General features: G+C 37.5%; 8 protein-coding genes and 1 pseudogene. 5 read left to right on the forward strand and 4 right to left on the reverse strand.

Going from position 1 to position 13,821, the window contains the following annotated elements; translation table 11 throughout:
• From B154_RS32980 to B154_RS28045, 3 genes and pseudogenes are all read left to right on the forward strand, one after another.
• Window positions 1–270: pseudogene (locus B154_RS32980) on the forward strand (IS1595-like element ISBaba1 family transposase); the annotation flags it as partial.
• Between the two features lie 119 nt (window positions 271–389).
• On the forward strand, window positions 390–2,318 hold the full coding sequence (locus tag B154_RS0108475; RefSeq protein WP_018613402.1) for a right-handed parallel beta-helix repeat-containing protein: 1,929 nt from the start codon (window positions 390–392) through the stop codon (window positions 2,316–2,318).
• 359 nt (window positions 2,319–2,677) lie between these two features.
• Window positions 2,678–6,469, forward strand: coding sequence for a ThuA domain-containing protein (locus tag B154_RS28045; RefSeq protein WP_018613404.1), 3,792 nt, complete (start codon window positions 2,678–2,680; stop codon window positions 6,467–6,469).
• Between the two features lie 298 nt (window positions 6,470–6,767).
• Here B154_RS28045 and B154_RS0108485 read toward each other — a convergent pair whose 3' ends face one another.
• The 4 genes from B154_RS0108485 to B154_RS0108500 form a co-directional block, all read right to left on the reverse strand.
• Entirely contained in the window at window positions 6,768–7,394 is a 627-nt protein-coding gene (locus tag B154_RS0108485; RefSeq protein ID WP_018613406.1) for a DUF4230 domain-containing protein, read from the reverse strand.
• Window positions 7,391–7,948: a DUF4230 domain-containing protein gene (locus tag B154_RS0108490; RefSeq protein WP_018613408.1), complete on the reverse strand. Its 558-nt coding sequence runs from the start codon at window positions 7,946–7,948 to the stop codon at window positions 7,391–7,393. The genes B154_RS0108485 and B154_RS0108490 overlap by 4 nt, the downstream gene beginning before the upstream one ends.
• A gap of 99 nt (window positions 7,949–8,047) precedes the next feature.
• Window positions 8,048–8,398: a hypothetical protein gene (locus tag B154_RS0108495; protein ID WP_018613410.1), complete on the reverse strand. Its 351-nt coding sequence runs from the start codon at window positions 8,396–8,398 to the stop codon at window positions 8,048–8,050.
• A complete protein-coding gene (locus tag B154_RS0108500; protein WP_018613412.1) occupies window positions 8,388–8,753 on the reverse strand; it encodes a phage holin family protein in 366 nt (121 codons plus the stop codon). Before B154_RS0108500 ends, B154_RS0108495 begins: the two co-directional genes overlap by 11 nt.
• Window positions 8,754–9,069: 316 nt before the next feature.
• On the opposite strand from B154_RS0108500, the gene B154_RS0108505 reads away from it, so the two are divergent.
• Together B154_RS0108505 and B154_RS28050 are read left to right on the forward strand one after the other, a co-directional pair.
• Entirely contained in the window at window positions 9,070–10,236 is a 1,167-nt protein-coding gene (locus B154_RS0108505; protein WP_018613414.1) for a hypothetical protein, read from the forward strand.
• Between the two features lie 856 nt (window positions 10,237–11,092).
• The coding region (locus B154_RS28050) for a PQQ-dependent sugar dehydrogenase (protein ID WP_018613415.1) at window positions 11,093–13,821 on the forward strand (2,729 nt) is incomplete at its 3' end.

The raw sequence follows: 13,821 nt of genomic DNA on the forward strand, positions 1-13,821 counted from the left end.
GGATATAGGCCGTTAAAAAATGAGTATAAAGAGTTGCATCAGCAAACAAGCAACCCCAAACAAAACTTCAAACTTTTCCATCGCCAAGTAATGATGATTAAAGGTTGGCTTAGAGGTATACATCATAGTGTTAGAAATTTACAGCCCTACCTGGACGAATTTTGCTACAGGTTTAATCAAAGTAATTCAATAGAAGAGATTTTTCACAACATAACTGGCAGAATGATTAATACTCAACCAATTTTTATTAAACAATTGAAATTGGAGTAGCTAAATGCCTACTTCCATTCTTTTTTATCTGATATCATTTATAAGCCTACAACTTAAAAAATAGTATAACCAAAAGTTATATTACTGTGCTATTATTTTTTCAACCATAAACATTAGATATGAAATTTACATTTACTATTTGTTTTCTTTTAGTTTTTAATGTATTATCTCACAACTTGCATGCTACCACTTATTATGTAAGTCTCAGCGGAAAAAATGCCAATTCAGGCACTTCTGCAGGTAGTGCCTGGCAAACCATTGCTAAGGTCAATTCTAAAATTTTTAAGGGTGACACCATTTTGTTCCAGGGTGGAAGCACCTTTCCAGGTAGTTTGTATTTTGACAATTACGATATTGGAACATCATCGAAGCCAATCGTAATCGGTTCGTATGGCAGTGGCAAAGCAACTATAAGCAGCGATACTCTTTACGGAATATTTGTGTACAACGCTGCTGGCTTCAAAATAAATAATTTAATCTTTAAAGGTTCGGGCCGAACAACAAACGTACAGGCGGGCATTCTTTTTTTTATGGAAAAAGATTCAACTACACATCTTCCATATATCAGAATAGACAACGTGGAAGCATATGGATATCGCGACCCCGGGGTTTCTATTGGTAGTTGGAAATACAAGTGCGGTTACGATGATGTTTCTATCACAAACAGCCTTCTGCACGATAATGGGAGTGCAGGTATTAAACTTTTTGCCCAGGCATCTTATGTGCATAAAAATATATACATAGCTCACACGAAAGTTTATAATAATGCAGGAATAGCAGAGCAAGACTCTTCTAACAGTGGAAGTGGAATCTTACTCGGAAATGTCAATGGGGCTGTTGTAGAATATTGCACAGCCTATAACAACGGATGGTTACATCAGAGTCCCGATGGTGGGCCGCAAGGAATATGGACATACGAGTCAAACAACGTTGTCATTCAATTTAATGAATCTCATCATAATAAAACCGGCAATACAAAAGACGGAGGGGGCTTTGACCTGGATGGTGGCTCAACCAATTCCATCCTTCAATATAATTATTCACATGACAATTACGGGGGCGGCTTTCTTATTGCTCAACATGCTGGAGCTTCTTTAACTAAAAATAATATAATTCGATATAACATTAGCGAGAATGATGGTCGCAAAAATGATTATGGGGGCATACATATGTGGTCTTCAAACTCCAATGGCGGCATTCAAAACAGTGAGATTTATAACAATACTGTTTATATTACTGCAAGTACCAATGCCACACCCAAAGCCTTTTTTATCAGAAGCGGAGGTATTTCCGGGGTTAAAGTAAGGAACAATATTTTTCAGACAACCGGTGGCGTTTGGTTGGTTAACGTTCCGTATACATCAACCAGTTATTACTTCCAGGGAAATGATTACTGGTCTACAGGGAGTGCCTTTAAAATTCTTTGGGGTAGTACAACGTATTCTTCTCTCGATGCCTGGCGCACAGCCAAAGGCCAGGAAAAAGTAAATGGAAATAATAGCGGCCTCCAAACTGACCCGTTATTCTCCGACACAACTACCGGACTAACTTTTTCAGATGGTAGTCAGATTACTCAACTTAAAAGATATAAGTTAAAATCAACTTCCGGTTTAATTAATAATGGTTTAAACTTAGCAACTCTATTTGGAACAAATGTTGGAACCAGGGATTTCTGGGGTAATAGTTTAGCAAATAAAACTACATTTAATATTGGCGCATACCAGTTGACCACAGGGGCAAGACCTGAAAACAATACATCTCCTGAACAACAAAATATCTTATTGAATGAGATCACTTTACATACTTTTCCAAATCCGGTTAGTTCGACCGCAATAATAAGTTTTGCCTTACCGACTTCAGGTAAAGCAACTGTAATACTATACAATATCGAAGGAAAGATCATAAGCAGAATGTTTGATGGGGAATTGAAAGCAGGCGAAAATAAAAAGCTATTATTAAATGCAGCTAGCCTGCCAAATGGAAGCTACGTATTACATCTGCAGAACAATAATAAAGTCTTGACTCAAAAAGTTATTGTTAGTAAATGATATACTTCTGAAAATAAAATCTCTATATATTAATCATTGACCGTTTTTAAAATCATTCTGCTCTAATATAAGAAGCAGGATGATTTTTTTATTTAATCAAAAAAATTTTTTTCCACTAAGTATAAAAAACATGCAAATCTTTAAAATCTTAATACCAACATTTGCATATATAAATGTTTAAACTTCAACTTTTTATTTCCGTATTTCTGTAAGAATTCTAACTAATATTAAACGATTCTATAGTCATCATTGATGTAATTGATTATAGTAATGATAATAATAACTTAATTTTTTTAAACGGTTTATTCTATATTTAGCCTCCATTTTCACCACTAATTTTTTTAAAAGTTTATTTATTAATGCTCACGAAAAAAAAACTGTTTCTAACGTTATCTGTTATTGCTTGTTCGTTAACCATTTTTTATGCATGTAAAAGTTCAAAGACGCAGTCTGCTGTACCTTCTGCATCGGAAACTTCTTCTGCAAACACACCTGCATCTAAACCCAGGATTTTGGTTTTCACAAAAACCAAAGGATATTACCATGAATCTATTCCTACCGGTGCTGCCGCTATCATTAAACTCGGACAGGAAAATAATTTTTCTGTTGATACTACTTCAGACGCTAAATACTTTGTTGAAGACAGTTTAAAGAACTACAGTTCTGTTATTTTTTTGAGTACTACCGGTAATGTTTTAAACGCTGATCAGCAGGTCGCTTTTGAGCGCTACATACAGGCAGGCGGAGCCTTTATGGGTATTCATGCCGCAGCCGACACCGAGTATGACTGGCCATGGTATAACAAACTGCTGGGAGCTTATTTTTTAAGTCATCCAAAACAACAAAAAGCTACCCTTAATGTTGTTGATAAAAATCATCCGGCTACTTCTTTTCTGCCCGATAAATGGGAACGCTTTGATGAATTGTACAATTATAAAAGTGTTCAACCCGACATTAAAGTGTTAGCCAACCTTGATGAAAGCACTTACCAGGGCGGACAAATGGGAGACAATCATCCTTTCGTGTGGTATCACGAATTTGATGGCGGCAGGGCTTTTTATACAGGGGGCGGGCATACTAAAGAAAGCTACAGTGATACACTGTTTCTGCAACATTTGTTAGGTGGTATTAAATATGTAATAGGAAATAATGCACCCCTGAATTATTCAAAATCTTACGCTGTAAAAGCTCCTGAAGATAATCGTTTTACCAAAACAGTTCTTTCAAATGATCTTAACGAGCCCATGGAATTGACAGTGGCACCTGATGGTCGTGTATTTTTTACCGAGCGTTCTGGTAAATTTTATATGTATGATCCCATCGCAAAACAAACAAAATTGGTTTATGACTTTCCTGTTAAAGCTGTTGAAAAATATTTAAATGGCTTGATTGGTATCACCCTTGATCCTGATTTTAGACAAAACAATTACATTTATTTCTTTTATACATCCAATACAGGTGATCAATATCACCAAAATATTTCACGTTTTAAACTTACTCCAGATAATACCCTCGATACAACTTCTGAGAAAGTAATTATAAAAGTACCTATTGACCTCGAAGTAAGTGCACACACCGGTGGATCTTTGGCGTGGGATAAAAACAAAAATCTTTTTATCTCCACTGGTGACAATACCGTTCCCTTTGAGTCTGATGGATATGCACCTATCGATGAAAGAGAAGGCAGACGAACATTTGATGCACAACGTTCTGCCGGTAATCCCAACGATTTAAGGGGTAAAATTTTACGTATTCATCCTGAGGCTGACGGTTCTTATACCATTCCGGAAGGTAATTTATTTGCAAAAGGAACACCTGGAACACGACCTGAGATCTATGTTATGGGTTGCAGGAATCCATACCGTATTTCTGTTGACCCCGCTACCTCTTTTGTCTACTGGGGTGAAGTAGGACCCGATGCCGGCCAGGATAGCCGCCACGGCCCAAGAGGGTATGATGAGTTTAACCAGGCACGTAAAGCAGGAAACTACGGCTGGCCATATTTTGTTGGTAACTCTATCGCATACCATGATTCTGACTTTGCTGCAAAAACAGTTGGCAATTTATTTGATGTAGCGGGACCTACTAATAATTCACCTAACAATACCGGTGCGAAAGTTTTGCCTCCTCCTAATAAGCCAATGATATGGTATCCGTATGCTTTGTCAGATGAATTTCCAGCTTTGGGACTTGGTGGTAGGTGTGCCATGGGTGGGCCGGTTTATCATTTTGATGCTAATTTAAATTCCCCGACCAAATTGCCTGCTTACTACGACAAAGCTTTATTTATATATGACTGGATGCGCAACTGGGTTTTTGCTGTGCGTCTCGATGATAACTATAACTTTAAACGTATGGAACCGTTTATGCCAACTAATGGTGATTTTCGTCGTCCTGTTGACATGGAAATAGGACCCGACGGATCGATTTATATGTTAGAATATGGTTCTGTTTATGGTATAGATAACGTAGATGCGCGCCTTGTAAGAATCGATTACAATGGTGGCAATCGTGCGCCGGTGGCAAAAATAACTACAAAAGATACAATTGGATTGGCACCTTTTAAAGTAAATCTTAGCAGCCAAAAAAGCGTTGACTACGACGAAGATGACAAGCTTACTTACCAATGGACACTAGACGGCAAATCAATTTCTTCAGAACCTAATCCAACTTATACATTTTCCAACAACGGTATTTACAAAGCCGTTTTAAAAGTAACGGATCCTGCGGGTAAAAGTTCAGAAGATACAGTTGAAATCAAAGTAGGTAATACCTTACCTGAGGTGGCAATTCAAACTACTGATAACAGCACATTCTTCTTCGCTAAATCCACCGCATTACATTATCACGTAGACGTTAAGGATAAAGAAGATAATAGCATTGATAAGAAAAACGTAAAAGTTTCATTGAAATACATTGCTAAAGTGGCCGGAGCACAAGCTGAAATGGGACATCAGCAAATTAATGAAAACTATAATTATGGTAAAAATCTGATTGCCAACAGCGATTGTAAGGCTTGCCACCAGACAAATGCAAAGTCTGTAGGTCCATCTTTTATGCAGGTTTCACAAAAATACCTGAATGACAAAAATGCTGTCGGTTACTTAGCAAATAAAATCATTACGGGAGGTTCCGGCGTTTGGGGAGAACATGCAATGAGTGCGCATCCGCAGTTCTCAAAAGAAGATGCAACAGAAATCGTAAAATATGTTCTTACTGTTTCAACCAAAAAAGAAGAAAAAAATCTACCGCAGGAAGGAGAGGCGATATTAAATGAGCATTTAGGAACAGGTGACCAGGGACGTTATATTTTCACTGCTTCATATACCGATAAAGGTGGAGCTATTACTCCTCTTACCAATAAAGATGTATTAATCCTTCGCCCGTCGAAAGTGCAGGCCGAAAGTGCAGACTTTACATACAACATGCGTAAAGATGATGAGCGACTGGGCGGCATTAATAACAGGTCTTATTTTGTTTTTAAGAATATTGATTTAAAAGATGTAGAAAACCTGGTCTATAATTATTCTTCCAAAGACAAAGGGGCAACAATAGAGGTGCATGTCGATTCTCTACGTGGCAAAGTAATTAGTAGTGTTGCTTACCAGGCCACAGGAGATTGGAGAAAATTTTCGGAAGCAACAGGTCCGATTACTGATCCGGGAGGTAAACATGATTTGTATTTTGTATTTGTGCAGAATGAGACGCCCAATAAAAATTTAGGCTCGTTAGACTGGATTGATTTTAAAGATGGAAAAGAAGTGACAGAGAAACGGCAAAACGAAAAGAAGGAAAGGAAGTCTATTTCACCCACTACAGCAGTGCCTGCTTCGGAATCTCCAACAAGTCCTGTAAGAAAAATACCGGCTTCCGGAAAACAGTCAACAACTTCTGCAAGCCAGGGATTGGCGCTAATGTCACAAAGCGATTGTAAAGCTTGCCATTCCGTTAATCAGAAACTAGTTGGACCTGCTTTTTTAGATATTGCAAGCCGCTATAAAAATAATCCTACTGCATTAACGAAACTGACTGACAAAGTAATTAAAGGTGGAGCAGGTAACTGGGGACAAATACCCATGGCTCCTCATCCGCAACTGGCTAAAAAAGATGTATCAGAAATGATTCATTATATTTTGTCGCTGAAGAAATAATTTGTACTTACGTCGTTGTAGTAAAAGGCTGTCTTTCGTTTGAGACAGCCTTTTACTTTTATGCCTTGACTGTTAGACAGATGATAAAGATGAGAAGGAATGCAACGACTGCGTTCGGCTATAATAGACGACACCGGCCTATATCCAGTGATGGAGTAGTACCGGTGCCAAAAGGTTTTCGGATTATTTTTCTTACCAAACATATATTATGCCAAAATAAAAAATGATGTAATTTTTATAGTGAATGAAATATAAAAAGATTTTAATGTCCTTTCAAATGATTGGGAAATCAATTTCTTCAATAAATCAAAACCTTTTTGTAGCCCATACTTCCTAAAAAATCGTGCAGTACTGTTTTCGCCTTTGCATCAGCTTTTGCCAGGATATTTTGTTGTAATGCATTTGTTTGTAGTTTACGCCTGGCTTGTTGTTTTACAAGTGTTATTTCCTCGCTTGTCAGTTGGCCTTTTTCTACAAACACTTCAAAGTCAGAAGGATTTACGATAGCATCAACAATTTCTGCTTTAGGTAAAAAAAGCGTAACTGTGTCGTTGCGAATGGTAAGACTGCTATCTGTAAGCAAAGAAAGATTCGTTCCCGCTAAAACTTTGCCTTTGGCAATTAACACCAACTGTTTATCGGCCGAAGGAAGCATTGGAATAGGGGAGAGACGGTTAAAGGCATTTACAAAAGTGGAACCTCGTGTGGCTATTAAGGAGTCTGCAACAACTTCATCATACGCCGTGAACGTGACTAACTGGCCTATAGATTTTATTTCTTGTATAAGTATCGGTGTTTGATCAATAACTACCGGTTTAGCGCCAAAAACATCCCTCAGTGAAGGAATTACATGAGACTTTTGCAGCAACCAATAAGCTGCTACAACAATAAGGATGTAGATCAAAACATTTCGGAGTATTCTCATTGTGGTTTACCCTGTCCCTTTCCATCGTAATTAATCACTATTTTCTCGTAGCCAAGTCTTTTTAAAAAACTGGTTACAAACACTGCCGTATTTACCTTGGCCTGTTGTAGTATTCCCAGGGATTCGATACTGGTTCTTATTTGCTTCTCTGCCTGTACTGCAAGTGCGTCACGCTCGGCGACGGAAAATTTATCTCTGAAAACACCTGTTTCCTCGTATTGGGTTTTAATGGCCTCTGGCGGAATACTAAGGCTAATAACTTTGGGTGGTGGAAGTGATACAATTATATTCTTTTCATTTATTGTAAAACTTTGTTCATTTATTGCACTCATATCTATGCCTGCCTTTATGTGTGCTTCACAGCTCATCAAAATTTTTCTTTCGCCTGGCTTAAACCATGTCTTAGTATCGCTTGCTTTTATAATTTTTGTTACCGTATATTCCACTGTCGCCAGGTCGCTCATTTCACGAAGCGTAAAGATGTTAGGTTTTTCGTCTTGTTTTTTACCGCAGCTAATAAAAAACAATAATATAAGATATAGGCATCTTCGCATTGTAGACAGTCCGGTATTAAGTTATTATTTTAAACAATAAAAAAATTAAAAGGAATAATTTGCAGTAGTCATTTTTAGTTCGTTAACATCTACAGGTATTTACTTTCTTTTTCTTAGTAAACCAATTCCTTTCTTTATAATTGACAATACTCCACCCGGATTTTTTACAGTATGTGTCAACAGGTTTTTTTGATTTGATTCAGAAGGAACAAAAAAGCTGTTAATAATTTTCTTCCCTCCGTTCAAAGCTGCGTTTGTAATCTTGCCCCTGAATATTTTAGGTATGAAGGAGTTAGCGCTTGCAGCTGCAAGTTCTCCTGGTATTTCATACATTTTCAGTCGTAACTCATGTTCACGATCCTTGATTCTTTCTTTCACAACTGTTTGTTCGCGCCTAAGCGCATCAACAGAAGTAATATGAGTTAGATCATACCTGGTCTTATATTTCATTTCTGAAAGTTTCTTTATTTTCAAATGAGAATTTCACAATAGTGTCAGCAATTTTTTTCGCAATAAATTTTTTATTCAGATACAATAAAAGAAAAATAAGTAATATATATATACCTGCAAGAATTGCAAAACCTGCGGGATAACTTCCTACTGCCTTCGATAAATAATAACCTATAATAAAGCTGATAATCATAACTAAAATAAGGCTGATAAAACTTACAGCTAAAGTGATAAAAATAAAAGAAGATGCCTTGGCCGCTTTTTCGGTAGCTTGTAATTTTAGCAGTAATAAACGATCTTCTACATATTGTTCTACCATCTCTTTTGTTTCTACGAAAAATCCTTCCTTTTCCATACAGTTTCAATTATAAGGTAATATTTATCAATAATTACACCATGCAAAATTGATAAGCTTTACAGCTTTTAACCTAAAATTAATTCTTTGTTGTACAGGTTTTGGTCGTCCGGCGGGCGGTAATCGTTGGCAATTTAATTTCTTATTTTATTATTATCGTAAAATTGTATTACTTAGAAGCCCGTTAAAGTTTGAAAATATGGCTTACAATAAACCAATCCAACGAACGGTTTGGGCCACCTTTGTGTCTTTAAGTCAATAAGATTCTTGCTATCATTTTTCGAATTGAGAGGAATAAAAGGTATTAATAATATATATGAAAATAACAGAAGTAAGTGATAAAGCAGCTGCCGAAGATTTTATAAAGGTAAATGTGCTACTCAATAAAAATAATCCTAATTACATAAGACCACTTAATAATGAAATAAATGATGTCTTTGACCCTGTAAAGAACAAAGCTTTTAAATATGGAACAGCAAAAAGATGGATTTTAAAAGATAATAGGGGTAACCCGATCGGGAGAATTGCCGCCTTTGCAAGCAGCAAGTACATCAACAAGGGCGATGCTTACCCTGTTGGTTGCTGTGGTTTTTTTGACTGTATAGATGACCAGAATGCAGCTAACCTGCTTTTTGATACCGCCAAAAAATGGTTGCAACAAAATAATATGGAGGCAATGGACGGCCCCGTAAATTTTGGTGAACGAGACAAATGGTGGGGACTGATGGTAGAAGGTTTCGATAAAGAGCCAATGTACGGCATCTCATTCAACCCGCCTTATTACGAAAAACTTTTTGAAGGTTATGAGTTCAAAAACTATTATAACCAGTATTATTATACGTTGCAGGCATATGGGACTTTAGGCGATAAGTATAGGGAGCGACACGCTAAGTTTGCGGCTAAACCTGATTACTCCGCGAGGCACGTTGATAAGGGTAATCTTACAAAATATGCCAAAGATTTTTCTAACATTTATAACCAGGCGTGGGCTCAACACAACGAAGGCAAAGAGATAAGTACCGACGCAGCCATTAAGTTATTTAATAAGATGAAGCCTATAATGGATGAAACGCTTGTATGGTTTGCTTATTATAAAGAAGAACCGATCGGAATGTGGATTAATATTCCTGATTTAAACCAATACTTTAAATACTTCAACGGCAAGTTTGGATTATGGGAAAAACTAAGATTGCTCGTTCTTCAAAAAACAAAACCAAGTCGCAAAATAAATGGTGTTGCGTTTGGAATAGTTCCAAAATTCCAGGCGCTGGGTATCGATGCATTTATGATTTATTCAGGTGCAATGGTTATCAGAAAACAAGGTCGGTATGATTTAATAGAAATGGGCTGGGCAGGCGATTGGAACCCCCGGATGGTGGGAATTTACAAAGCTATAGGCGGTACTCAAAGCAGGCGAATGGTCACCTACAGGTATAATTTTGATCGAAACAGGCCGATTGAAAGGCATCCTGTGGTAATGTAACAGATAGCGATTTTGATGTTACCATCATTGGTATTTTGTGCGGGGAAAGACCCGGTAAATAATTATTAAAGCAAGCTTTCTTGCTTTACCACTTTATTTTTCTGCTAGCAACAACTTTTTGCTTTGATCTTTTTTACACGTTTCAATTCTCCATATTTAAATTTCAAAAACTCTAATAATTATTTTTTCATGTCAGATATTCTATTATTTTTACTTATCTATAAATTCCTATCCTGTTATTAACTGCGTAAAAACATTGTTGAAAATAAATATTTATAACTGTATGTTTAATATTTACTTGACACCATAAAAGAAGGTGATAAATTATTTTCTTTTGTGACAAAAAATATCTCCCCAACATTTTTTGTCATGATATTTTTTCTTCTTCTCTATCAGTTTATTTAGTGAAGATCCTTTTGGAATCCCTATAATTTTACTTCTGAACTGAGTATAGTTCTGAAAAGCCTTACTCAAGATTTAAAGCAGTTTGCACTGAACGAGCAAATTGTATTGTTTGATTTGTTTTCAAAAGGAGCTGCAACATCCAACTGTCTGTTTAAAACCGCCGCTGCAACGTTATAGAACTTACAATAATTAGGGAAGAAAAAGTTTCGGTGTTAATGTCTTTGGGCCGCTAAATGTATTCCTATAATAAAAGTAAGTTATTACTCACCGTGTCTTAAACCAATTGCGGAGTGGGAGCAGGGACTTTGTTTAATCCGGATTATTCTACGATTCGTTTTTTTAAAAAAGATAGCGACGTAAGATGCAATCTTAAAAGGAATAAAAAGTGAATGTTTATTTGAAGCTATGTCGTACTAAAAAGAATTTTCTAACTAATATAAATGCATGTTTCATGTTCAAACTCTACAGTAGTAGTAATTTAAAAAAGTTTCCGTCTCTACCAATTCTTTGTTACGACTACAAAAGCGCTAAATGTATCAAGGCTCTTAATCTTAAATTTAATTATTTATCCAAAGAAAGCCCGCTTTTAAGGTTCTTATTCCTGTTACGAAAAAGCGGCCTTATTTGTATTTTATTTTTAGCTGTTTGTGGTACTCAGTCGCTTGCTCAAACTCCTCCTGGTGGCTTTTCATCTACAACAGTATCTTCAAACTGGACCCAGGCCGTAGGGCTTACTTTTTCTGCTAGTGGTAACCAGATGTTTGTTTGGGAAAAAGCCGGAAAAGTATGGGTAGTAGAAAATAATAAAAAAAGTTTATTAATAGACATCAGTGAAGAAGTAGGGAATTGGAATGACTTTGGTTTACTGGGATTTGCGCTCCATCCTCAATTTGAAACCAACGGTTATTTTTATTTATTGTACGTGGTAGACCGTCACCACCTGATGCATTACGGAACCAGTACTTATAGCTCCACCACTAATGAATATCTTAACGCTACAATTGGAAGACTGACGCGCTATACAGCTACCAAGATGACAACCGGTTATAGCGTAGACTTAAACAGCCGCAAAGTTTTAATTGGATCAACCAGGTCTACCGGAATTCCTGTATTGTATAAAAGTCACGGTGTCGGTAGTGTTGTGTTTGGAACCGATGGAACTCTTCTCATTTCCGCGGGTGATGGTGCGAGTTACGTGTCTAATGATGGAGGTAGTGCAACTGAAACTTACTATTCCCAGGCTTTAACTGATGGTATTATTACGAGCCAGGAAAATGTAGGAGCTTTTCGCGCCCAACTTTTAGAAAGTTATAACGGAAAAATATTACGAATAGATCCCGAAACCGGTGATGGCATTCCCAGCAATCCTTTTTATGAAACGAATAATCCAGGTTCTGTTCGTTCTAAAGTCTGGTCTTTAGGTTTGCGCAATCCTTTTCGTATGGTTCTAAAACCTAATTCAGGTAGCACTAATCCAATGGATGGGAAGCCGGGTTCATTTTATGTTGGAGATGTTGGGTATAATACTTGGGAAGATGTGAATGCTGTAACGAAGCCGGGTCAGAATTTTGGATGGCCACTTTTTGAAGGGCTTACACCTATGGGTGGTTATACAAATTTGAAGGTTTACAATAAATTTGCCCCTAATCCTTTATATGGACTTAATGGTTGTACTCAACAATACTTTTATTTCCAGGACTTGCTTAAACAAGCTACAGCTAGTGGTACTGCAACATTTGCCAATCCATGTAATACAACTCAAACCATCCCTAAAAACATAAATACCTTTCTTCATACGCGACCTATTATTGACTTTAAACACGGTACAAGCGGGCCTTCGCGAACTGGTGTCTTTAATGGAGAAACCGCTGCAGTAGTTAACATCGGCGCAGATGGATCACCTGTATCCGGACCGCAATTTAGTGGCAATGCCACCATAGCTGGTTGCTTTTATACTCACGAGGATTTCCCTGCAGAATACACGAATACTCTTTTTTTCGCAGACTATGGAAAGCAGTGGGTTAGAAATATGACAGTGGATGATAGTGACAAGCCTGTTGTTGTTAGAAATTTTATAGATACCGGATCAATAGTGGTATCAATGGCAGTTCATCCATCTTTGGGAGGTCTTTACTATGTGAACTACCCCTCAGAAATTAAAAAGATATCATACACAAATAAAAATCCTGTGGCTGTAGCGTCCGCTGATAAAACCTATGGGCCTAGTTCTCTTAATGTACAATTTACAGGTAGTGGTTCTAACGATCCTGATGGTCGCCAACTTTCGTATTTGTGGGATTTTGGAGACGGAATTTCAAGTAGCCTTGCCAATCCTTCTCATACCTTTGTAACGGACACCCTTACAGACTACACAGTTACGCTTACTGTTACAGACAGTGTAGGTGGCACAGATCAAACTTCTCTTATTATATCCGTAAATAACACGCCTCCTGATGTTACGATTCTAAGTCCGGCCAATAATACTTTATATCCTATGACCGGCGATACCCAATACACTTTAAAAGCTATTGTTACGGATAAGGAGCATACAAGTAGCCAGCTTTCATACCAATGGCAAACTATTTTGCATCATAATGATCATGAGCATCCTGAGCCTGTTGACACTTCCCGGGAAACAACAACTACTATTTCTCCGTTAGGATGCGGTGAAGAAACATACTACTACCGAATTTTACTTACTGTAACAGATGCCGGAGGACTGTCCTCCACCAAAGAAGTAAAGTTATATCCTGATTGTAATAGCACGAATATTCCGCCTGCCAACACAGCTCCGGTACTTGCTCCGATTGGCTCTAAAAATGTTTTTGTCGGGGAGGCGTTGAGTTTCACTGCCACCGCGACAGACGTAGATGCGGGTCAAACACTAACCTTTTCACTCATTAACGAACCCCTGGGAGCTGTTATTAATGCCACAACGGGCGACTTTAATTGGACACCTGCCCAAGCTGGAACGTTTACATTTACCATACGAGTCACTGATAACGGTTCCCCTGCCTTATATAGCGAAGAACAAATTACTGTAACAGTAACAACGGCTGTTGCCAGTGGCAATACAACTCAAACATTAAACCCTCTAGCAGATGCCTTTGTTCGTAACGGAACCTATGGGGCAAAGAATTATGGCAGTGATACTTCTTTAATAGTTAAGAGTGCTAATGT

It is taken from the genome of Segetibacter koreensis DSM 18137 (assembly GCF_000374045.1).
Taxonomy (GTDB): Bacteria; Bacteroidota; Bacteroidia; order Chitinophagales; family Chitinophagaceae; genus Segetibacter; species Segetibacter koreensis.

What these genes read in the sequence shown, in the direction of transcription:
- B154_RS0108495 (WP_018613410.1), bottom strand. Translation starts at nt 8,398, where the DNA reads ATGAAATATAAGACCAGGTATGATCTAACTCATATTACTTCTGTTGAT.
- B154_RS0108490 (WP_018613408.1), bottom strand. Translation starts at nt 7,948, where the DNA reads ATGCGAAGATGCCTATATCTTATATTATTGTTTTTTATTAGCTGCGGT.
- B154_RS0108500 (WP_018613412.1), bottom strand. Translation starts at nt 8,753, where the DNA reads ATGGAAAAGGAAGGATTTTTCGTAGAAACAAAAGAGATGGTAGAACAA.
- B154_RS28045 (WP_018613404.1), top strand. Translation starts at nt 2,678, where the DNA reads ATGCTCACGAAAAAAAAACTGTTTCTAACGTTATCTGTTATTGCTTGT.
- B154_RS0108485 (WP_018613406.1), bottom strand. Translation starts at nt 7,394, where the DNA reads ATGAGAATACTCCGAAATGTTTTGATCTACATCCTTATTGTTGTAGCA.
- B154_RS0108475 (WP_018613402.1), top strand. Translation starts at nt 390, where the DNA reads ATGAAATTTACATTTACTATTTGTTTTCTTTTAGTTTTTAATGTATTA.
- B154_RS0108505 (WP_018613414.1), top strand. Translation starts at nt 9,070, where the DNA reads ATGAAAATAACAGAAGTAAGTGATAAAGCAGCTGCCGAAGATTTTATA.